The organism is Arthrobacter sp. NPDC056727 (genome assembly GCF_042790555.1).
Classification (GTDB): Bacteria; Actinomycetota; Actinomycetes; order Actinomycetales; family Micrococcaceae; genus Arthrobacter.
In genome coordinates, this window is sequence record NZ_JBHTZA010000017.1 from 1 (window position 1) to 20,868 (window position 20,868).

A 20,868-nucleotide genomic window follows, 5' to 3' on the forward strand; every position below is an offset into this window, starting at 1 on the left:
CGGTGCGGTTCTTCTTGAACCGCACCGGCCGCCGTCGTTCTTTAACGCGCCTCGAGTGAGATCCGTAACGTGCCGCCGGCCCCAGCTTGCCTCGCAGCTACCACCGGGTAGTCTGATGTCCACCATGTTCACGCTGACTATCAATCAAACAGACAGCCGGCGCGACGGCGACCGGGTCCCGCATCTCCTTAGGGACCTACGGCATATCCCGGCGCGACTGGATTTTGACCGATCCGTCGAGGACGAGGTGCAGGGCATCCTCGATTGCCCGCACCAGACGGTGGATGCAGCCCTGATCGCGCTCCGCTGCGGAAGCTGGTATGTGGGAATCGGCGTGGGCCCGGTCAACGAGCCGCTGCCGAACCAGATCAAGGACGCGAGCGGACACGGCCTGATCTACGCCCGCCGTGCCGTGGACCGCCTCCGCAACAGCAAAGAACGCATTCCGGTGGCCGTGGAGGGTCCCCTGGCAGATGTTGCGGCCGAATCCGAGTCAGTGCTCCGCCTGCTGGGCCACATAGTCCGGGACAGGAGCGAGGCCGAGTGGCGGGTGCTTGACCTGATGACCCCCGGGGTGCGCGGGCAGCAGAAGACTGTGGCCGCCGAGCTCGGCATTACCTCCCAGGCTGTCAGCAAGGCCGTGGCGAGGTCGCAGTGGAACGAGGAGCATGCAGCCCGGCCGGCGGCGGCCAGGCTGCTCTCGCTGATTCTCGACGTGCGGTGAGTCCCGGGCTGCGCTGATTCGCCAGGTGAAGTAGCCCCGCCTTACAGCAGGCCGCGCAGCACGTGGGCGGCGCCGTCGTCGTAGACCGATTTGGTGACCTCGTCCGCGGCGGCGACCACTTCCTCAGGAGCCTGTCCCATGGCCACACCGCGGCCCGCCCAGGCGAGCATCTCGATGTCGTTGCGGCCGTCGCCGATGGCAAGCGTGGCGGCGGGATCAACGCCGAGGCGGCTGCGGAGGCTCTCCAGCGCGCTGGCCTTGGTGACGCCGGCCGCGGCGATGTCCAGCCACGCAGTCCAGCCGACCGAATAGGTCACACCGGCCAGGCCGATGTGCTCAATGGCTTCGTTGAACTCCTCCGGCGTATTCTCCGCGCTGAAAACCACGACGCGGACGGCCGTGGCTTCGAGCATGGTCTGGAAATCCACGCCGATGGCCTCGACCCCGAAGCTGGCGTCCTGGAAGCGCTCGGTGGACAGGAAATTGCCGTCCTCATCCTCCAGCGCATATTTCGCGGCAGGCAGGCGCTTGCGGAGGGCACGGAGCGCCGGGCCGGGATCGAAGGTGGCCTTGTGGATGATGTCGTAGCCGTCGGGCAGTCCGGGGTCCAGCCGCAGCGTCACGCCGCCGTTGCAGCAGACGGCCCAACCGCGGTCCAGGCCGATCTGTTCGATGATGGGGAGCGTGGCGTTAAGCGAACGTCCGGTGGCAATCATGACCTCGTGCCCGGCAGCGACCACGGCCTGGGCGGCGTCGCGGACCGGAGCGGACATGTGGCCGTCGTGGTCCACGAGTGTGCCGTCCACGTCCAGGGCGATCATGAGTTTCTGTTGTGCTTCTCGCTGGTCTTCGATGCCAGCGGCTGAGGATTCAGTCAGTGTAGTCATGCTTCCTAGTAGAGCAGACGCCCCTGACACCAGCTAGGACGCAGACCACAGCAGCGCGTGAACAGCGGGTAAATATTCACAGGTTGTCCCCGGTGTGAGTATTTACCCGCCGTGCGGAATTGAAGCTTAGAGAACCGGGAGGACCTGCAGCCCGCCGAGGTACTTCTGCAGCGCTGCGGGCACGTTGACCGAGCCGTCGGCGTTCTGGTGGTGCTCCAGCAGGGCCACGATCCAGCGCGTGGTTGCCAGCGTGCCATTGAGCGTGGCCACGGCACGGGTGCCCTTGGGGCTGCCGTCCTCCGTGAACACGCGCTCACGGATGTTGAGGCGGCGCGCCTGGAACGTGGTGCAGTTGGACGTGGAGGTCAGCTCGCGGTAGGCGCCCTGGGTGGGTACCCAGGCTTCGCAGTCGAACTTGCGGGCGGCGGACATGCCGAGGTCGCCGGCGGCGGTGTCGATCACGCGGTAGGGAAGCTCGCACTTGGCCAGCATCTGTTCTTCCCAGGCCAGCAGGCGCTCATGCTCGGCTGCCGCCTCGTCCACCGTGGTGTAGATGAACATCTCCACCTTGTTGAACTGGTGGACGCGGATGATCCCGCGGGTGTCCTTGCCGTGCGAACCGGCCTCCCGGCGGTAGCAGGAGCTTTGGCCGGCGAAACGGATGGGCCCGGCGGAGAGATCCAGGATCTCGTCCGCGTGGTAGCCGGCAAGCGGCACCTCCGAGGTGCCCACAAGGTAAAGGTCGTCTTCAGCGAGACGGTAGATCTCGGCGTCGTGCTTAACGTCGAAGCCGGTGCCCTGCATAGTCTCGGGACGGACGAGCGTGGGGGTGATCATGGGGATGAAGCCGGCCTCGATGGCCTGTTCCATGGCCATCTGCAGCAGGGCCATTTCCAGCCGGGCACCCACGCCGCGGAGGAAGTAGAACCGCGCACCGGAGACCTTGGCTCCGCGCTCCATATCGATCGCGCCGATCAGCTCGCCGATCTCGAGGTGGTCGCGGGGCTCGAAGTCCGGGAATTCGCGGGGGGTGCCCACGGTCTTGACCACAACGTAGTCGTCCTCGCCGCCTGCCGGCACACCCTCTTCAATGAGGTTGGGAATGGTGCGCAGCAGTTCTTCCTGCTTGGCCTGGGCGGCGTCGGCCTCAGCCGAGGCGGCCTTCACCGCACCCGCCAGTTCGCGGACCTCGGCGAGCAGCGCCTGCTTTTCCTCGCCCTTGGCCTGAGCCACCTTCTTGCCGAACACGTTCTGTTCCGCGCGGAGGTTTTCGAAGCTGATCAGTGCCGTGCGGCGCGCGGCGTCGGCGTCGATGATCGCGTCCACCAGGGTTTCGTCCGCACCGCGGGCGCGCTGGCTGGCGCGGAACTTGTCCGGGTTTTCGCTGAGGTCTTTTACGTCGATCACCAGACAAGGGTATCGAATCCGCGGGACACTCCGGGCGGGATAGTGTTGGAGCACCATGAGCGACCTGCTTCTTTACGTCCTGATCGCTGCAGCCCTGGCTTTCGCCGTCTCCAGCTGGTGGGGCGTGCGCAGGCTGAAGGCCCTGCACATCCGCAGCGCCGTGCGCGAGGAGGCCCATGAACACGGCCTCGAGCACCAGCGCGTCGCCGTTATCCTCAATCCCATTAAGGCCAAGGCCGATGAAGCCCGTGCCACCATCCAGCGTGCGTGCCTGGCCGCCGGCTGGGAGGAGCCCCGGTTCTTCGAAACGACGCCGGAGGACCCGGGCCACTCACAGGTCCGGGCGGCGCTGGAGTACGGTGCCGACGTCGTCCTGGTGGGCGGCGGCGACGGTACAGTGCGCGTGGCGGCCGAAGCACTGGCCCACACCGGCGTGGCGATGGGCCTGATTCCCCTGGGCACCGGCAACCTGCTGGCCCGCAACGTGGACCTGGACGTCTACGACCTGTACGGCAACATCCAGACCGCGCTCTTTGGCCACCAGCGGTTCATCGATACCGCCCGGATGGAGATAGAGAACTCGCACACCGGCCACTCCTCAAGCCACTCGTTCCTTGTCATTGCCGGGATCGGCATGGACGCAGAGGTGGTGGGCGACACGAACGCCGACCTCAAGCGGGCGGTCGGCTGGCTTGCCTACACGGAGGCGGGCGTCCGCCACCTTCCCGGACGCAGGAAGAAGGTCGCCATCTCGCTGGATGACCAGCCGGACCAGTCCAGGAAGATCCGCAGCATCCTTTTTGCAAACTGCGGCCTGGTTCCGGGCGGCATCGACTTCATTCCGCAGGCCATGATCGACGACGGGATGCTGGACGTGGTGGTCATGAGCCCCCGCAGCGCCGTGGGCTGGCTGGCGATGTACGCCAAGATCCTGTTCAAGCACAAACGGCACCTGCCCGTCATGAGCGTGTACCGCTCCGGCAAGGTGGTCATCAAGTGCCCCGAACCGATGCCCACCCAGCTGGACGGCGACACGTCCGGTGACGCCACAAAGGTGACAGTGCAGGTGGAACCGAGATCGCTGCTGGTGCGGGTCAGGGAGGAACTGCGCGCCTAGGCTGACTTTGCGGAGTCGGCGTGTTTGGCTGCCTCGGCTGCGGCCTTGGCGGCTGCCCGGGCTTCGGACTGTTCGCGGATCATGGCCTGCTCCTCTTCGAAGCGCAGGCGGTCAGCACGGTCGGCCTCGTCCCCGTCCCAGTCCTGGTTCTCAGCTGTGGGCTTGGGATTGACGATCATTCCCTGGCCGTCATTGTCATTCTTGTCCGACATGACCCGCTCCTTTCGTTGGGGCCATCCCTTTGTTGATCAAGCAAGCATACGCACAGCAGCAGGGGCAGGGAAGTGCCCCGAAGTGCATTTATCTACGCTGACGGCGAAGCTTGCACCGGCGTCTCCGGCCCCGCCGAGCCGCCAGCGAGTATCCCGTTGACCCATGCATGCGCTGCCTGGAATGCGTCGTCGGACGTGTGCGCCGCAACCACGGGAGTCTGTGCGTCGGCCCGGGCGTAGGACCCGAGGAACCTCGTGGCCGGGCTGATCCGGTGCAGGCCGGCGAGCGCGTCGGCCACGCGTGCGTCGCCCACGTGGCCGTCGGCGTCAATGCTGAAGAAGTAGTGCCCCAGGTACTGCCCGGTGGGCCGGGATTCGATGCGGCTCAGGTTGACGCCGCGGGTGGCGAACTGGTCCAGGATTTCCATCAGGGCGCCCGGCCGGTCCTCGGGAAGCGGCACCACGACTGTTGTCTTGTCTGCGCCGGTCCGGGCCGGCAGGGCTTCGGGGCGGCTGACCAGGATGAACCTGGTCACCGCACCGGGATTGTCGCCGATGTTCTCGGCCAATACCTGCAGGCCGGGTTGCTCTGCGGCGACTATCGGCGCGCAGATGGCGGCGTCATAGTGCGCACCGTCCTCCAGGAGGCCCATCGCGGCAGCAGCCGTGGAAGAACCCGGGATATATTCCGCACCAGGAATATACTCGTCCACCCATAGCCGGCACTGCGCCCAGGCGTGCCCGTGGGTGGAGATCCGGCTGACCCGGGACAGCTCGACGCCGGGCCGGGCCACCAGCACGAAGCTGATCGGCACGAGGGCCTCGCGGATGATCCGCAGTTCCTGTCCGCTGGCGATGGCGTCCAGGGTGGCCGTAACCCCGCCCTCCACCGAGTTTTCGATGGGCACCATCGCAGCATCCACTGAGCCGTCCCGGACCCTGTCCAGTGCCGCGTTGACGTTGGAGGACGGGATGCGCACGGCTTGGGCCGCATCCGGAACCTGCATCAGCGCCGCCTCCGTGAAGGTGCCCTCGGGGCCGAGGAAGGTGTAGGTGCGGCGGGCGGCGGGCATGGATATTCCTTACGGGGATATGGGAGGGCAGAGCGGAGGCCGGCGGATTGTCTTAGAGAACTACGGGTTTGAGGCCGTTGTCGGACACCAGCGGTTTGCCCGATTCCAGCCATTGGTCCATGCCGCCGGCCACGTTCACCGCCGAGTAGCCCTGGCCCACCAGCCAATGCGCCGCACGGAAGGAGCGGCCGCCGGTCCGGCAGATGACGTACAGGTCCTCGTCCGGGTCGAGGTCGTCCAGGCGTCCAGGCAGCTGGTCCATCGGGATGTGCAGGGCGCCCTCGGCGTGGCCTGCCGCCCACTCGTAGTCCTCCCGCACATCCAGAATGGTGGCGTCCGCGGGGACGTCGTTCACGGTGACGGTGTCGAAGTCGCTCATGGGAGTCCTCTCCTTGGCTGCAAGCTTTCAGGTCTCAAGCTCTCAGCTCCAGCGTATCGCCAGCGCAGCACCCCGCACCCTTCGGCCGGCACAGGTTACGCTGGTCCGAAGCCCGCGAGCCGGTTAAAGAGGAGCACAGCAAAGGAGCACAGTGTCCGCCCCACACCGCTTGGCTGACATCCACCGCCTGACGGCCGTCCAGCTGCGGGCAGCGCTACGTTCCGGAGAACTCTCCGCCCGCGAAGTCACAGCCCATTTTTTGGCGCGGATCGAGGAATCGAACCCGAGGCTGGGCGCCTTCATCACCGTCACCGGGCCGAGGGCGATGGCGGATGCCGCCGCGGCCGACGCACTGTTCGCACGGCGCCGCCGGGACCAGCCCCTCCCGCCGCTGCACGGAATGCCGGTCGCCTTCAAGGACCTCACCGATGTTGCCGGTGTGGTCACCACCCACGGCAGCGCAGCCCTGGACCGGCGACCGGCACCGGCGGACGGTGCCCTGGCGGCAGCTCTTCGGAACGCCGGCGCCATCTCTCTCGGCAAGACGCAGGTGCCCGAATTCGGGCTGACGGCCTACAGCGAAAACCGCATCGCCCCGCCGTCGCGCAATCCGCATGCCCTGAGCAGGAGCTCGGGTGGTTCGTCCGGCGGCAGCGCCGCTGCCGTGGCAGCAGAACTGGTGCCGTTCGCACCCGGGACCGACGGCGGCGGGTCGATCCGGATTCCGGCGGCGGCATGCGGCCTGCTGGGCCTGAAGCCCGGCCGGGGCGTGGTCCCGGCGGGCGAAAGCAGCGGGGATCCCGCCGGCCTGGTGGTGGCCGGGCCGCTGGCGCGCTCGGCGGCCGACGCCGCGCTGCTGCTCGATGTCCTGGCGCCCAACGGCCCAAGACAACCAGACGGCCCAAGACAACCAGACGACGCGGGACAACCAGATGACCCGGGACAGCAGGACGGCGCGGGCTACCTGGATGCCGTCAGCCGGGCGCCCGCCGCGCTGCGGATCGGCCTCAGCCTGGACAGCCCATGGGCAGGAATCTTCCCGTTCACCCCTGAACCGGAGGCGCTGGACGCGCTGAACGCCGGCGTCCGGCTCCTCACCGGGGCGGGGCACGACGTGGTCGAGGCTGAGATCCGGTACGACAACCGTTACCCCGACGCGTTCACTACCGCCTGGACGGCAGGAGTGGGGTCGGCCCGGATCGCGCCGCACCGGGAAGCCCTGCTGACGCCACTCACGCGCACCTTCCGGCGGCGCGCCCAGCAGCGCAGCGCCGCCAAACTCAATGAGTGCCTGGCGTTCCTGCGGCAGTTCGAGCGCGACACCCTGGCTCAGTACTCAACCTGGGACCTGATCCTGACGCCGGCGCTGGCCCAGACGCCGCGACCGGTGGGCTGGTTCACCGGCTCAGGCCACGGGGACGGCCGGTGGCCGGCGCCGGAATGGGCAGGGGACGCCGACGGCGACTACCGCAGGCAGTGCGAGTTCGCACCATGGTCGTCCATGGTGAACGTGTGCGGGCTGCCGGCCGTCAGCATTCCCGTCCATTGGACCGGAGGCAGCCCCGGAGCGGGGCTTCCGATGGGTATCCAGCTGATAGGCCGGCCCGGCTCGGAAGCACTGCTCCTGCAGGTGGCGGCCCAGCTGGGGTTTTAGCCAATCAGAACGTGCTGGATGTCCTGGCCACACTCGCAAGGATGGCGAACCCCACGATCGCGAGGACGGTCAGGACGAGGGCGAGGTAGCCCATCACGAGGCCCGCAATGGCGAAGCCCCGGCCCCACGGTTCACGCCGCAGCGCCAGGTGTCCCAGGATCACGGCGGCCAGCTGCGGCAGGATGAAGACCCCGAAGCCCAGGTAGACGGCAATGCCGCAGCACATGCTGGCGATGCTCAGGCTCTTCGGCTGGGGCACAGCGCCGAAGTACGACGCCGGGCCGTACGGGCTCGAATACTGCTGGCCGTATTGCTGTCCATACTGATAGCCGTACTGCTGGCCGTACTGCTGGCCGTGGGGACCAGGCTGCTGGGCACCGTACGGCTGGCCGGGCGCGGTGTGCTGCGCCGGGTTGTATTGCGGCGGATCGTACAGTGGCGGGGCCGGGATGTCCGGGCCCTGGGTACTGTACGGCGGTTGCTGGCGGGTGTCCGGCGCCGGCTCGTCGCCGGATCCGGGACGCTGCTCTGTCATGGAAATCCCCTCAAGTGGTCCTCAACAGAACATTACCGCCGCCCCCGGACAATGGCCCTGCTCACTTGGGGAGCAGCTCCCACAACAGCCACAGGGGCGGCGCCAGGAGGGCGGCAGAGACGAGGCCGGCGACGACCGACCTTCCCACGACACGCAGCACGCTGCCCGTGCGCTGGTCCCGGCCGTACAGGTAACGCGGTGGAACGGGACGCCTGTGAACGGGTCGCCGGACATCCGCGCCAGCGCCGCCAGGGCCGGGACGACCTGCGCCCGCACCGCCCGCTGCCGGCCGGTACCCGAGGTTCCGGACGGCGCCCTGGTCCGCTACCTGCGGGCGGGTGAGGAGTTGCCCGAGCTGTGCGTAGAGCAACAGAACCGCCGGCGCATCCAGTTCATCCGGCAGGCCGGCTACGGCGGCCGCGATGCAGCCGATCCCCCGGACCTCGATCCCCGCACCGGTGGTGCCCTGCAGTTCCGGCTGGCCAGTCAGGCAGATCAGCGAACGGACCAGCCTCCGCCGCTGTGCCGGCAGGACCGCTGCCACCGCGGCTGCCTGTGCCAGCGCCGTCTCCACCGCCGGGAACCGGTCATGGCCGTTCTGCCGGAGGGAACCATCCACGACGCCGACGTCGCCGGACCAGCTTTTGGCGTTGACCACCACTACTCCGCCTGGTCCCACCAGGACATGCTCCAGCCGGGCCAGCGGGCGGCCGGGCCAATGCACGTCGTGCAGGAGGAACCAGCCGTACGCCCCAAGCTGGGCAAGCTTTTCCGCCACGAGATGGCTTGTCTGCTCCATGCGGACAGAGCCCGCGCCAAAATGGTCCGGGCCGGCGGGGCCGCAACCGCCTTGGGTGCCGGAATCACTGGGGGCGAGGTCGCGCTTCAGCCGCGCGATCCGTTCGGAGGCAAGCCTCGTCCGTTCGAATGCTGCATCTCCAGCCCCCATTGTTCACCTCTGCATTGCTTTCTCGTCCTGCAAATGACCTGCCCAATTCAACCGAACCAAATCGCCCGGCCGTAATTGGCCCGGCCCTGAAAGGCCGGGCAATTTTTCCGGCCCAAACGAGCCGAATTTCAGGCCGGCGGATGGCACGGCTGAAATCGAGCCACAGGCCCCCGGGACGTTTCCGCTGGTCCGGACGCCCGGCGTCGTACTTGGCACCGGGTGTTCCTGCGGTCTGAACGTAACAGCCCCCGCAGGGGCGGGTATATAAGTACTTTTCCTGCACTACTCAGTTTTTACCCGGATAAATGCACGCAGCCCGGAAAATTCGTGACATTTCGCGTCACAGGGGCCGGATTCCGGACACCCGATGTTGCCCTCCGCCGTCGTCTGGCATGCTGGTGCCATGGCTAGCCGAGCGGGCACAGTTGCCCAACCCCAAGACCTTGTCGACCTGACCGCACTGCTCGACGCGTACTACGACGTCAAGCCTGACCTGGGGGATCCCGGCCAGCGCGTGGCGTTCGGAACCTCCGGGCACCGCGGATCAAGCCTGAAAGCGTCCTTCAACGAGGGGCACATCGTGGCGATCACGCAGGCGATCGTTGAGTACCGCGCGGGACAGGGCATCACCGGCCCGCTGTTCCTGGCCAAGGACACCCATGGCCTGAGCGAACCGGCGCAGAACTCCGCCCTTGAGGTGCTGGCCGCCAACGGCGTGAACGTCCTCATCGACGCCCGTCACGGCTATACCCCCACCCCGGCCCTGAGCCACGCCATCCTCACCTACAACCGCAACGCTCCGGCCGGAGCCCCGCAGGCTGACGGCATTGTTGTTACGCCCAGCCACAATCCCCCGGCCGACGGCGGCTTCAAGTACAACCCTCCGCACGGCGGCCCGGCCGACACCGACGCGACGGGCTGGATAGCCAACCGCGCCAACGAACTGCTGGAGAACGGGCTCCGCGGCGTAAAGCGGATTCCGCTGGCCCAGGCCCTCGAGGCCGAAACCACCGGAAAGTTCGATTTCCTGAGCAGCTACGTGGACGATCTGCCCTCCGTCCTGAACCTGGACGCCATCCGCGAAGCCGGCGTCCGGATCGGGGCGGACCCCATGGGCGGTGCGTCCGTGGACTACTGGGGTGAGATCGGCGAACGCCACCAGCTGAACCTCACGGTGGTCAACCCCACCGTGGACCCCCAATGGGCCTTCATGACCCTGGACTGGGACGAGAAGATCCGGATGGACTGCTCCTCGCCGTCGGCCATGGCCTCGCTCATCAGCCGGATGTCTGAGGGCGCCACTTTCGATGTGGCCACCGGGAACGACGCCGACGCCGACCGGCACGGCATCGTTACCCCCGACGGCGGCCTGATGAACCCCAACCACTACCTCGCCGTGGCCATCGACTACCTGTACCGGAACCGCAGCGGCTGGAACCCGAACTCCGTGGTGGGCAAGACCCTCGTGTCCTCCTCGATCATCGACCGTGTGGCGGCCGGCCTGGGCCGCAAGCTGGTGGAGGTGCCCGTGGGCTTCAAGTGGTTCGTCCCCGGCCTGCTCTCCGGCGAGGGTGCTTTCGGCGGCGAGGAATCGGCCGGCGCCTCGTTCAACAAGCGGGACGGCAGCGTCTGGACCACGGACAAGGACGGCATCCTGCTGGCGCTGCTCGCGTCGGAAATCACGGCCGTCACCGGCAAGTCGCCGTCCCAGCTCTACAAGGGCCTCACGGACCAGTTCGGCGCCCCGGTCTATGCACGGATCGACGCCGCCGCCACGCGGGACCAGAAGGCTGCCCTCGGCAAGCTGTCCCCGGAGGACGTCACCGCCACTGAGCTGGCCGGTGAGACGATCACCGCGAAGCTGACCAAGGCACCTGGCAACGGCGCGTCCATCGGGGGCCTGAAGGTGGTCACCGAGAACGCCTGGTTCGCGGCACGCCCCTCCGGCACCGAGGACGTCTACAAGATTTACGCGGAGTCCTTCAAGGGCGCCGACCACCTCAAGCAGGTCCAGGCCGAAGCCAAGGCGCTGGTGGACGGGGTCGTCTCGTAGGTTCCCCCGGATACTAAGAAAGCGCCGGACGGCATTAGCCATCCGGCGCTTTCTTTCGGCTCAACAGCTCCAAACAGGACTACTATGGAAGTGGCCCGGATGCATGCCTTGCAGTTCTGAACTGCAGAAATACTGTCCAGAATGCCTCCGGAATGTCCCCCATATTGCCGGAGGCATTCCGTGTCCCGGGGCCAAAAACCTAGACCGTGCGGACAACGTCCTCGTAGGCGAACTTGGGCTTTGCGCCGCCCCAGGCGTCGGGGCCGGGCTGGCCGATGTTAACGACCAGGAAGCTCTTCTGGTCCCCTGCCGGGAAGAATTCCGCGTCGATGGCGGAGAAGTCCGCGCCGGTCATCGGGCCTGCAGCGAAACCAAGCGAGCGCACGGCCAGGATGAAGTATCCGGCCTGCAGGTGGGCGTTGTTGTTGCCCGTGGAGGTGGCCAGGTCCGGGGAGGCGTCGTACATGGCCTTGGGCGCGTTGTAGCCGGGGAGGAAGCTGTCCCACTGTTCCTGCCATGCGGTGTCGTAGCTGAGGACCGCCACCAGGGGTGCGGAAGCGGTCTTGGCCCGGTTGCCCGAGGACAGCGTGGCCACAAGCTTGGCGCGGGCCTCCTCCGAGCGCACGTAGGTGACGCGCAGCGGCTGGGAGTTGAAGGCCGTGGGGCCGAACTTGGTCAGTTCATAGATGGCGCGGGCCTGCTGCTCGGTGACCTCACCGGTGAAGGCGTTGGCGGTGCGGGCTTCGGCGAAGATGGCGTCCACGGCTGCGGAATCGATCACTGCTTCTTCATGGGCGATGGTCATTCGCGCCCCTTTCACTAGGCCGGCATCGCTGAGTGCGGCGTCGGGCAATCCTGTTTGCTTTCGGTGGGTTCAACCCGATCCAATGGCGCGCTCTTCCCGGAACAGCCAAATAGCCGGCGTGACGTTTGCCACACCCCGGCGTCCCTCCCTTGTAGCTGGCAGGCTGCCGGCCTGCTCCGCAGCCTGCTGGCCGGAAGCCCTCTCGCGGCCGCCTCCGGCGGGGTATTCTTGCTCCTGAAGATCCAGCCCGGCGAGCGGGCACACTCCCTCTCCGAAAGGCCCGGCCAATGAGCATGCTCGGAATCAAATGGAAGCTGCACGGCAACGGCAAGGCCGTACGTCCGGGCGAGGTGGTGGCTCCCGGCGAACGGCTCGCCTGGCCGCTGACCATCGGCGTCGGCATGCAGCACGTTGTGGCCATGTTCGGCGCCACCTTCCTGGTGCCAATCATCACCGGAATGCCGCCGGCCACCACTCTCTTCTTCTCCGGCATCGGCACGCTGCTGTTCCTCGTCATCACCCAGGGACGCGTTCCCAGCTACCTGGGCTCGAGCTTTGCGTTCATCGCGCCCATCACGGCGTCCCAGCAGCAGTTCGGCATCCCCGGGGCACTGGGCGGCGTGGTGCTCGCCGGAGCCGGGCTCGCTGTGATCGGCGCCATTGTGCAGAAGTTCGGGGCCGGCTGGATCAACCGGCTGATGCCGCCGATCGTCACCGGCGCCATCGTGGCCCTGATCGGCCTTAACCTGGCTCCCGCGGCCAAGAACAACTTCGACGCCGCCCCCGTAACGGCACTCATCACGCTGGCCACCATCATCGTGGTGAGCGTCCTCTTCCGCGGGATCGTGGGCCGCCTCAGCATCCTGGTGGGTGTGCTGGTGGGCTACCTCGTAGCCATGATGCGCGGCGAGGTGGACTACGCCAAGATGGATGCAGCCGCATGGGTGGGCCTCCCGCACTTCCAGACCCCCGAGTTCCACCTCGGCGTCGTGGGCCTGTTCGTTCCCGTGGTCCTGGTCCTCGTGGCGGAGAACATCGGCCACGTGAAGTCCGTGTCCGCCATGACCGGGCAGAACCTGGACGGGGTCTCCGGCCGCGCCCTCATGGCCGACGGCGCCGCCACGGTGCTTGCCGGCTTCGGCGGCGGCTCCGGCACCACCACCTATGCGGAAAACATCGGCGTCATGGCGGCCACCAAGGTCTACTCCACGGCTGCCTACTGGGTGGCCGGCATGTTCGCCATCCTGTTGAGCTTCTCACCGAAATTCGGCGAGCTGATCGCCACCGTTCCGGCGGGCGTGCTGGGCGGCGCCGCCACAATGCTGTACGGCATGATCGGCATCCTCGGCGTGAAGATCTGGGTCCAGAACAAGGTCAACTTCTCGAACCCGGTGAACCTGACCACAGCCGCGGTCTCGCTCATCATTGGGATCGCGGACTATACCTGGACCGTCGGGGACCTGAAGTTCACGGGCATCGCGCTCGGGTCCGCCGCGGCCCTGGTGATCTACCACGGCATGAAGGCCATCGCGAAGGCCCGCGGCACGGCGGCCGAGCCCGAGACCGAGCAGCAGGGCCTGCCGCCCGCTGCGAAGGCGGCCATCAACGCCGCAGCGAAGAGGCAGCCGAAGAAGCGCTAGCAGTTCTGCACCACTTTTCGCGGCTTCGGCCAAACGGCAAGGCCCGGCACCCCGGTTTCATTGGGGTGCCGCGGCCTTGCTGGTCTTAAAAAGCGGTGCGGCCGGTTTCGATGTGGTGCAGAAATGCGGTGCAGGCCGCAGCGTTTATCCGGCGTCGAACGTTTCGTCGTCGTCGTTGGGTGACTTTTCCTTCGGCAGGTCGTTTCCACTGCCGTCCGGGATGCCCGCAGCCTCCTGGTCCGGCTCAGAGGAAAACTGCCCGGCGCCGGACTCGTCAGCGTTGCCTTCATCGATTTCGGCGTCTGCCGACGGCACGGCCGTGTCCTCGGCGCCGGCCCCTGGCGATGCGTCCGGATCACGCGGCAGCGGCGATTCGCCCGGGACCGGGTCAAAGCCGGCTTCGGAGCTCTCACTCTCGGCGTGAAGCTGCTCGTCGGTTCCGCCAAAGCGTCCGGCCCCGGGTTCGCCCGAGCTGTCCTGGTCCTCCTCGGCGAAGTGGCTGAGGTTCGGCGTGCCGGTCTGGAAGGTTTCCCCCTCGGGGCTGTTCTGGTTCAGGCCCGCGGCGTCGAAGTCCTCCTCTTCACGGGGCTGGGCGAACTGCTGGCCGCCGGCTTCCTGTTCCGCGGTGGGGGTGCCATAGCCTCCCACTTCCTCTTCAGGGGCTGCGTGCTGGTTATCCTGGCTCATCTGTTCCTCCTGCTTGATGGGAAATGCTTGGCTGGGAAATGCTTGGCGCTGCGGGAAACTCAAAGGCCCTTGCCGCCGGTGACGGGAACCACCGCCCCGGACATGTACGAGCCGGCATCGGACGCCAGCAGAACGTAGGCGGGGGCAAGCTCGGCGGGCTGGCCGGCGCGCTGCAGCGGGGTGTCCTGGCCGAACTCGGGCAGCTTGTCCGGCCATTCGGTGGCAGGGATGAGAGGCGTCCAGATGGGCCCGGGCGCCACGGCGTTGACGCGGATACCCTTGGGCCCGAGTTCCTGGGCGAGGGCTTTGGTGAAGGCCACCTGGGCCGCCTTGGTCATGGCGTAGTCAATGAGCCCGGGAGACGGGTTGAAGGCCTGGATGGAGGCCGTGGTGATGATCGAGGCACCCGCTAACAGGAACGGCACCGCCGCCCGGGCAGTCCACAGCAGCGAATACAGGTTGGTCTTGAAGACCCGGTCGAATTCCTCGGTGGGCAGCGACTCAAAGCTGTCGCGGTTCTTCTGGTACGCGGCGTTCAGGACCACCACATCGAGCCGGCCAAACTCGGCAACGGTGTCCTGCACAATCGCCGTGCTGAAGTCCTCGTTCCTGCCGTCACCGGCGAGGAGCAGTGCCCGCCGGCCGGTCTTGCGGATCCATTCGGCAGTGTCCTGCGCGTCATCTTCCTCCTCGGGAAGGTAGGAAATGGCGACGTCGGCCCCTTCACGTGCGAAGGCGATGGCCACCGCCTTCCCGATGCCGGAATCGCCGCCCGTGATGAGGGCCGCCTTGCCTTCCAGCGCCCCGCTTCCCTCATAGCTCAGCTCGCCGTGGTCCGGCTGCGGATCCATCGGTGCTGTCAGGCCGGGCTGTTTCTGTTCCTGCCTGGGAAAGGGCCCCGAATGGTAGGTTCCCCGCGGATTACCTGGCTGGTCAGACTGCTTGGCTGGGTCGCTCATCGTTCACCTGCTCACGTTGTCGGGCTGCCGGTTGTTCGAACCTAACGCAGGTTTGAGGAGCAAGTCCACCACCTGACGCAAAGCTAGTCAGTAAACTTAGCATTTGTTGAATTAGGGCAGACTTGAGCCTAGGTTTGAGGCAAGCACGCCCGCTGCAGGCCAGACAGAGGAGGGTTCATGACCGATCCGGACGCCCCTGCCGGCAGCGGCAGGAACGAGACCCGCGAGGAGCAGCTGGACCGGAACTGGATGGAGCTGCTCCAGGAGCTCCGTGTCCTGCAGACAGGCGTCCAGATCCTTGCCGGCTTCCTGCTGACGCTCCCGTTCCAGCAGCGCTTCGAATCCCTCGACAATTTCCAGGTCACGCTGTACCTCGTGAACGTGGGCCTCGCGGCGCTGACCACCGCCTTCATCCTCCTGCCGGTCAGCGTCCACCGCCGGCTGTTCCGGAAACGGCTCAAGGAAACCCTCGTCGCCAGCGCCGACAACATCACGAAGATCGCCCTGGGCGGCGTGGCCGCCCTCAGCGTGGGCACGGCAGCGCTGGTGTTCGATGTGACGGCCGGCCGCACGGTGGGGCTTACCGCCGGAGGCATACTCCTCGCCGTGCTGGCCGTCCTCCTGGCCTACGTTCCCATGCACCTGCACCGGAAGGCCAAGAAGCAAGGGGACTGAGGCGTCAGGCCCCTTCCAGCACCTGGCGGGTTGCCCACGCAAGGTATTTGCCGGCGTCGGCCATGGCGTCCTGCGGACTGGGCGCGACGTCCAGCAGCTGCGCCGCGGCCACCACGCCGTGTTCGGCCAGTTCCTCCGGCGTGACCAGGATGCGTCCCGCCACCGCGACCACGGGAATGCCGCGCTCCCGGGCGGCCTCCGCCAGCGCGATCGGCGCCTTGCCGGTGAGCGACTGGGAATCCATGGAACCCTCGCCGGTGATCACCAGGTCGGCCTCGGCAAGCTGCTCGGGCAGTCCTGTCAGCGCGGCCACCAGCGCGAAGCCGCCTTCCAGCGTGGCCCGGGTGAAGGCTAGGAACGACGCCGGGAAGCCGCCGGCCGCGCCGGCGCCCGGAACGTTGACGTCCCGCCCCGTCGCCTCCCGGAGGAGCGAGGCCCAGTTGCGCAGGCCGGCGTCGAGCTTCTCAATGGCGTCGTCGTCGGCACCCTTCTGGCGGCCGAAGACGTGCGCAGCACCGGTGGTGCCGTAGAGGGGGCTCTGGACATCGCAGGCGATCCGGAACTGGACCGCGGACAGCCGCGGGTCCAGCCCGGAAACGTCGAGGGAAACGGCGTCGGCCAGTGAGCCGCCGCCCAGTGGCACCACGTTGCCGGCGGCGTCGAGCGGTTTGAGGCCCAGTGCACGCAGGGCGCCGCTGCCGCCGTCGGTCATGGCCGAGCCACCGACGCCCAGCACGATTTCCGTAGCGCCCGCGTCAAGCGCGGCGGCGATGAGCTGGCCGCAGCCGTAGCTGTGGGCGCGGAGGGAGTTTTCCGGCGTGGGCTCCATGTGGGCCAGGCCCGAGGCCTGGGCGGTCTCAATGACCGCGGTGGTGGCACCGGAGTCGTCCTTCCGGAGGGCCCAGGCAGCACCGATCGGGGCGAGGATGGGACCAACGACGGCGTTGATCCGCTCCTCGTAGCCGGCGGCAACGGCGGCTTCCAGGGTTCCCTCGCCGCCGTCGGCCACCGGAAACTGGGTGGTTACGGCGTCCGGGTAGACGCGGAGTGCACCCTCGGCGATGGCGGCGGCGGCTTCGACGGCGGTGAGTGATCCCTTGAACTTGTCAGGGGCGATGAGGATACGCATCCCTCTATCCTGCCATTTCGGCGCGGGAATGCGTTTGCTGAGCGCGTAATGCACGTCACAGATCCGGCACCCGCTCAGCTGCGTGACTCCTCCTGCCCCGCATACGTCTCGAGTAAAGCTGCCGCCCCATCCCCGGATCCGCCCTCGGCGGAGAGTGCGGAACGCATGTCGTCCAGCTTTTCCGCCCCCGCCGGGAACGGCGGCAGGAGCGGCACGTCCGGATCGGTCAGGATCTCGATCACGGCCGGCCGATCCGCGGCGAGCGCCCTGTCCCAGGCACCGGCCAGCTGCTCCGGGGAGTCCACGCGGATGCCGGTCAGCCCCAGGAGCTCCGCGTACCCGGCGTAGGGGAAGTCCGGGATTTCCTGGCTGGCCGGGAACCTCGGCTCGGACTCGTTTTCCCGCTGCTCCCACGTGACCTCCGCAAGATCGCGGTTGCTGAACACGCACACCACGAACCGCGGGTCCTGCCACTGCCGCCAGCGGTGCGCCACGGTGACCAGTTCTGCGATGCCCGCCATCTGCATGGCGCCGTCGCCGGCCAGGGCCACCACGGGCCTGTCCGGCCGGGCCAGCTTGGCCGCGATCCCGTACGGAACCGAGCAGCCCATGCTGGCAAGCGTTCCCGAAAGGTGCGCCGGCACTCCGGGCGGAAGGGTCAGCTGGCGGGCGTACCAGTAAACGCAACTTCCGACGTCGACACTCACCTGGGCGTTGTGCGGCAGCCGGCCGTTGAGCTCGCGGACCACGAGCTCAGGGTTGACCGGGCTGGCAGGGACGCGGGAGCGCTCTTCGGACAGGGACCGCCAGCTGCGGACCTGCTCCTCCACCTCAACCCGCCACTGCTTGCGCGCTTCGGCCTGTGGCTCCCCGCCGCCGTCTTCGAGCAGGTCCGCCAGCAGGCCAAGGGTTTCCGCGGCGTCGCCTACCAGACCCACTTCGACGGGGTACCGGTTGCCGACCTTCCGGCCGTCGATGTCCACCTGCACGGCGCGGGCGGTCCCGGGCTTCGGGTAGAACTCAGTCCAGGGATCGTTGGAGCCGATGATCAGGAGGGTGTCGCAGTTCCCCATCAGGTGGGCGCTTGCCGTGGAGCCGAGATGCCCCATGGTGCCCGCCGCGAACGGCAGCGACTCATCCATGTGCGGCTTGCCCAGGAGGCTGGTGGCAATGCCGGCATTCAGCTGTTCCGCCAAGGCGACCACCTCGGCCTGGGCGTTCTTCGCACCCTGGCCCACCAGGAACGCCACCTTGCTGCCGGCCCGCAGCACGTCGGCGGCCCGGGCCAGGTCGTCTTCATGGGGCAGCACCCTGGCAGGCTGCCATTCCGGGGCGGTGACCACGATGCCGTGCTCCTGATCGAGCTCCGGGGCCGGGGCGCTCTGGATGTCGTGCGGCACAATCACGACGCACGGAGTCCGGGTTTCGAGGGCCGTTCGGAAGGCGCGGTCCAGGACCATGGGCAGCTGCTCCGGCGTGCTGACCATCTGCGCGAACTGCGCCGCCACGTCCTTAAAGAGTGTGAGCAGGTCGATTTCCTGCATGTAGGCCGATCCCAGCACGCTGCGGCTCTGCTGTCCGATGATGGCCACCACCGGGACGCTGTCCAGCTTGGCATCGTAGAGCCCGTTGAGGAGATGGACGGCGCCGGGGCCCTGGGTGGACGTCACCACGCCCACCTGGCCGGTGTACTTGGCGTGTCCCACTGCCATGAAGGCCGCCGTCTCCTCGTGCCGGGCCTGAACGAATTCGACGGCGGAAAATTCGACGCCGGCTACCCCGCCGCCGCTGCCTCCGGCGCTTCCAGCGCCGCCCCCGGCGCTGCGGCGAAGGGCGCCCATGAAGCCGTTGATGCCGTCCCCGCTGTAGCCGAAGACCCTGCTGACGCCCCATGCTTTGAGTCGCTCCACCATTACGTCGGCAACCAGTCGGTCAGCCATTGCACACTCCTCCTGACAGTCGTCCTGTTCTGACAGTCGCCCTGCTTATTCGTCGTGTCCCTGGTCCCCGCTCATCTGGTCTTCTGCCGGCGGCGTCTCTCCGGGCGGCACTCCTCCTCCGGGTTCGAGGCCCGTGATGTTGCCGTCCAGCGGATCCGGGTTGGGCGTGGCGGCCGAGTCCCCGCGGCCGTTCTTGTTGGCTTCGTCTGTGTTCGCGGCGTTCCGGTCCGGATTGGCCGGGTCATTTTCGGGATGGTACGTGCTCATGGTCCTGCGGTCCTCCTTGGAACAGGTGCGCCGGCGCGGCGGCGCACGGTGACGGACTCGCGCTACCGGGTCTGGCAACACTCGGCCAGTCCGGCAACACTGGACTAATTGTAAGCATGCTGATAATTCTGGAACAGTCAGATGCCAGTCCGGCCCGGCCGGAACGTATCGAAGGAGCAAACTGATGGGAATCGGCGACAGCATTGGCAAGGCGGCTGAAAACGCGATGGAGGACCTGGCGCAGACGTCGGACCCGACCGACGACGCCCATGTGCCCGAGCCCGGAGCAGAGGACGACGACATCCAGGTCCATTCCTCCATCAGCGAAGGTTCCAACGCCAGGGACGGTGACGACGGCCCGCAGCAGAGTGCCCACACCGCCCACACGCCGCAGAGCCAGGGCACGGAAGCGAGCGGAAGCCACGGAACTTCCAGCACGGACGAATCAGCCGGAGCCGCGGCATCCGGAGGCATCGGCGCAACAGGCGCCACGGACGCCCCGGAGGCAGCCCGCGGGGTACCAGGCCCGGCGGGGCTTCCCGATCCGGACCCGGAGGAGCTCCGCGCCGATCCTTCCGAGGGTGACCGGGACCCGGGCACCGGACTGGGGCGCGGCTAGCCCCACTGCCTCGCTAACCCCACTGCCCGCGCGCCTGCAGGACGTCCTTCAGCAGGTCGGCGCGGTCTGAAACGATCCCGTCCACACCGAGGTCGAGCAGCCGGTGCATCTCGGCGGGGTCGTTAATGGTCCAGACGTGCACATACATGCCCAGTTCATGCGCGCGGCGGACATATCCCGGCGTGACGACCGGAACGGCCCGGTAGCGGACCGGCACCTGCACGGCGTCCACGTCGCGCAGGGCCCGGCGCAGCACGGCCCGCACCGGGAAACCGAGTCCGGGAACTGACAGCAACGGCCCCAGCACCAGGAATAGGGCGTTCGCCAAAGTTCCTGCCGACGATGCGGTCCTGCGGCTGAGCTGTTTCAGGACCGCGCGGCGACGGCGGTCGGAGAAGCTGGCGATCAGCACGCGGTCATGGACCTGGTGGCGCTCGATGGCGGCCACGACGCTGGGCACGGAGTGCCAGTCCTTGACGTCGAGGTTGAACCGCGCGTCCGGAAACGCCGCCACAAGTTCATCGAAGGTTGGCACGGGCTCCGTCCCGCCAATCCTCGCCCGCCGGACCTGGTCCGCGGTGAGGTCGTGGATCCTGCCGTGGCCGTCCGTCACCCGGTCCAGGGTGCGGTCGTGGAAGAGGAGCAGCTCGCCGTCGGACGTGGTGTGGACGTCCGTCTCAAGGTGGGCATAACCAAGCTCGACGGCGGCGCTGAACGCCGACAACGAATTTTCCAGGCCCGCCAGTGAAAATCCGCGGTGCGCCATGGCCACCGGGGCGCCCGAGCCGGCAGAACGGCCGGAAGAAGAGCCGGCGGCGGAGAAGTAGGGCAGGGGTCCGGTCATCCCCGAAGCTTAACGGAGCGCCGTCAGGCCGGCAGGATCTCCACGTCATCGCTGCAGTGCAGCAGCGTGCGGCCGCGGCCGCCGTCGAGGTCCACCCACACCACGGTACGGTCCGGCGTGACGGCCGAAACGCGGCCGCCGGTTTCGAATCCCGGCGACAACCGGACGCTGACCCGGTCCCCCTCACGCAGCGCCGACCAGTGCTCGGACGGCTCCACCGGGCGCAACGGAGCCTCAGCGGCAATTTTGGTCTTTTTCCTGGCCACGATGTCCCCTATCGGTCACTCATCCAACAGGCACACCCTAGGATGCC

The 20,868-nt window shown here is 67.5% G+C and carries 22 protein-coding genes; 7 read left to right on the top strand and 15 right to left on the bottom strand.

From position 1 onward, the window contains the following. Positions 1 to 124 precede the first annotated feature (124 nt). Entirely contained in the window at positions 125 to 724 is a 600-nt protein-coding gene (locus ACFRAH_RS16600) for a hypothetical protein (RefSeq protein WP_377992001.1), read from the top strand. A 41-nt stretch (positions 725 to 765) separates the two neighbouring features. On the opposite strand, the gene ACFRAH_RS16605 is transcribed toward ACFRAH_RS16600, so the two are convergent. Both ACFRAH_RS16605 and serS read right to left on the bottom strand, forming a co-directional pair. Further along, the gene (locus ACFRAH_RS16605; protein WP_377992002.1) at positions 766 to 1,611 is read right to left on the bottom strand and encodes an HAD family hydrolase; all 846 of its coding nucleotides are present in this window, start codon (positions 1,609 to 1,611) and stop codon (positions 766 to 768) included. Between the two features lie 126 nt (positions 1,612 to 1,737). Beyond that, positions 1,738 to 3,018, bottom strand: a complete 1,281-nt coding sequence (gene serS / locus ACFRAH_RS16610; protein ID WP_377992003.1) for a serine--tRNA ligase — start codon at positions 3,016 to 3,018, stop codon at positions 1,738 to 1,740. A 55-nt stretch (positions 3,019 to 3,073) separates the two neighbouring features. Between serS and ACFRAH_RS16615 the strand changes: the two genes are divergently transcribed. Further along, the gene (locus ACFRAH_RS16615; RefSeq protein ID WP_377992004.1) at positions 3,074 to 4,135 is read left to right on the top strand and encodes a diacylglycerol/lipid kinase family protein; all 1,062 of its coding nucleotides are present in this window, start codon (positions 3,074 to 3,076) and stop codon (positions 4,133 to 4,135) included. Here the strand turns inward: ACFRAH_RS16615 and ACFRAH_RS16620 are convergent. The 3 genes from ACFRAH_RS16620 to ACFRAH_RS16630 form a co-directional block, all read right to left on the bottom strand. Next, the gene (locus tag ACFRAH_RS16620) at positions 4,132 to 4,347 is read right to left on the bottom strand and encodes a hypothetical protein (protein WP_377992005.1); all 216 of its coding nucleotides are present in this window, start codon (positions 4,345 to 4,347) and stop codon (positions 4,132 to 4,134) included. The two genes, ACFRAH_RS16615 and ACFRAH_RS16620, sit on opposite strands and share 4 nt — an antisense overlap. 92 nt (positions 4,348 to 4,439) lie before the next feature. Then, on the bottom strand, positions 4,440 to 5,420 hold the full coding sequence (gene pheA / locus ACFRAH_RS16625; protein WP_377992006.1) for a prephenate dehydratase: 981 nt from the start codon (positions 5,418 to 5,420) through the stop codon (positions 4,440 to 4,442). Positions 5,421 to 5,472: 52 nt separating this feature from the next. Next, positions 5,473 to 5,799 carry a rhodanese-like domain-containing protein gene (locus ACFRAH_RS16630; RefSeq protein ID WP_377992007.1) on the bottom strand — a complete coding sequence of 109 codons (327 nt, stop codon included), beginning with the start codon at positions 5,797 to 5,799 and terminating at the stop codon, positions 5,473 to 5,475. Between the two features lie 169 nt (positions 5,800 to 5,968). Here ACFRAH_RS16630 and ACFRAH_RS16635 point away from each other — a divergent pair, with 169 nt between their 5' ends. After that, positions 5,969 to 7,453 (top strand): amidase, encoded by a 1,485-nt coding sequence (locus ACFRAH_RS16635; RefSeq protein WP_377992083.1) that lies wholly within the window; start codon positions 5,969 to 5,971, stop codon positions 7,451 to 7,453. A 4-nt stretch (positions 7,454 to 7,457) separates the two neighbouring features. On the opposite strand, the gene ACFRAH_RS16640 is transcribed toward ACFRAH_RS16635, so the two are convergent. Further along, a complete protein-coding gene (locus ACFRAH_RS16640; protein WP_377992008.1) occupies positions 7,458 to 7,988 on the bottom strand; it encodes a DUF4190 domain-containing protein in 531 nt (176 codons plus the stop codon). A gap of 61 nt (positions 7,989 to 8,049) precedes the next feature. Beyond that, positions 8,050 to 8,937 (bottom strand): NERD domain-containing protein, encoded by an 888-nt coding sequence (locus tag ACFRAH_RS16645; protein ID WP_377992009.1) that lies wholly within the window; start codon positions 8,935 to 8,937, stop codon positions 8,050 to 8,052. A 403-nt stretch (positions 8,938 to 9,340) separates the two neighbouring features. Between ACFRAH_RS16645 and pgm the strand changes: the two genes are divergently transcribed. Continuing rightward, entirely contained in the window at positions 9,341 to 10,990 is a 1,650-nt protein-coding gene (pgm, locus tag ACFRAH_RS16650) for a phosphoglucomutase (alpha-D-glucose-1,6-bisphosphate-dependent) (protein WP_377992010.1), read from the top strand. Positions 10,991 to 11,189: 199 nt separating this feature from the next. On the opposite strand, the gene ACFRAH_RS16655 is transcribed toward pgm, so the two are convergent. Further along, positions 11,190 to 11,795: a malonic semialdehyde reductase gene (locus ACFRAH_RS16655; protein ID WP_377992011.1), complete on the bottom strand. Its 606-nt coding sequence runs from the start codon at positions 11,793 to 11,795 to the stop codon at positions 11,190 to 11,192. Positions 11,796 to 12,082: 287 nt separating this feature from the next. On the opposite strand from ACFRAH_RS16655, the gene ACFRAH_RS16660 reads away from it, so the two are divergent. Next, positions 12,083 to 13,435: a uracil-xanthine permease family protein gene (locus tag ACFRAH_RS16660; protein WP_377992012.1), complete on the top strand. Its 1,353-nt coding sequence runs from the start codon at positions 12,083 to 12,085 to the stop codon at positions 13,433 to 13,435. 144 nt (positions 13,436 to 13,579) lie between these two features. Here the strand turns inward: ACFRAH_RS16660 and ACFRAH_RS16665 are convergent, their stop codons facing one another. Further along, entirely contained in the window at positions 13,580 to 14,122 is a 543-nt protein-coding gene (locus ACFRAH_RS16665; RefSeq protein ID WP_377992013.1) for a hypothetical protein, read from the bottom strand. A 59-nt stretch (positions 14,123 to 14,181) separates the two neighbouring features. Continuing rightward, positions 14,182 to 15,081: an SDR family oxidoreductase gene (locus ACFRAH_RS16670; RefSeq protein WP_377992014.1), complete on the bottom strand. Its 900-nt coding sequence runs from the start codon at positions 15,079 to 15,081 to the stop codon at positions 14,182 to 14,184. Between the two features lie 177 nt (positions 15,082 to 15,258). On the opposite strand from ACFRAH_RS16670, the gene ACFRAH_RS16675 reads away from it, so the two are divergent. Further along, a complete protein-coding gene (locus ACFRAH_RS16675) occupies positions 15,259 to 15,756 on the top strand; it encodes a DUF6328 family protein (protein WP_377992015.1) in 498 nt (165 codons plus the stop codon). A gap of 4 nt (positions 15,757 to 15,760) precedes the next feature. Here ACFRAH_RS16675 and ACFRAH_RS16680 read toward each other — a convergent pair whose 3' ends face one another. The 3 genes from ACFRAH_RS16680 to ACFRAH_RS16690 form a co-directional block, all read right to left on the bottom strand. Further along, positions 15,761 to 16,885 carry a glycerate kinase gene (locus ACFRAH_RS16680; RefSeq protein ID WP_377992016.1) on the bottom strand — a complete coding sequence of 375 codons (1,125 nt, stop codon included), beginning with the start codon at positions 16,883 to 16,885 and terminating at the stop codon, positions 15,761 to 15,763. Positions 16,886 to 16,959: 74 nt separating this feature from the next. Beyond that, the gene (locus ACFRAH_RS16685) at positions 16,960 to 18,825 is read right to left on the bottom strand and encodes a thiamine pyrophosphate-requiring protein (protein WP_377992017.1); all 1,866 of its coding nucleotides are present in this window, start codon (positions 18,823 to 18,825) and stop codon (positions 16,960 to 16,962) included. Positions 18,826 to 18,870: 45 nt separating this feature from the next. Continuing rightward, the gene (locus tag ACFRAH_RS16690) at positions 18,871 to 19,092 is read right to left on the bottom strand and encodes a DUF6480 family protein (RefSeq protein ID WP_377992018.1); all 222 of its coding nucleotides are present in this window, start codon (positions 19,090 to 19,092) and stop codon (positions 18,871 to 18,873) included. Between the two features lie 184 nt (positions 19,093 to 19,276). Between ACFRAH_RS16690 and ACFRAH_RS16695 the strand changes: the two genes are divergently transcribed. Further along, on the top strand, positions 19,277 to 19,711 hold the full coding sequence (locus ACFRAH_RS16695) for a hypothetical protein (protein ID WP_377992019.1): 435 nt from the start codon (positions 19,277 to 19,279) through the stop codon (positions 19,709 to 19,711). Positions 19,712 to 19,724: 13 nt separating this feature from the next. Here the strand turns inward: ACFRAH_RS16695 and ACFRAH_RS16700 are convergent, their stop codons facing one another. Together ACFRAH_RS16700 and ACFRAH_RS16705 are read right to left on the bottom strand one after the other, a co-directional pair. Continuing rightward, complete coding sequence (locus ACFRAH_RS16700) at positions 19,725 to 20,555, bottom strand: glycerophosphodiester phosphodiesterase (RefSeq protein ID WP_377992020.1); 831 nt, start codon at positions 20,553 to 20,555, stop codon at positions 19,725 to 19,727. 23 nt (positions 20,556 to 20,578) lie between these two features. Further along, positions 20,579 to 20,821 (bottom strand): hypothetical protein, encoded by a 243-nt coding sequence (locus tag ACFRAH_RS16705; RefSeq protein ID WP_377992021.1) that lies wholly within the window; start codon positions 20,819 to 20,821, stop codon positions 20,579 to 20,581. Between the last annotated feature and the right edge of the window lie 47 nt (positions 20,822 to 20,868).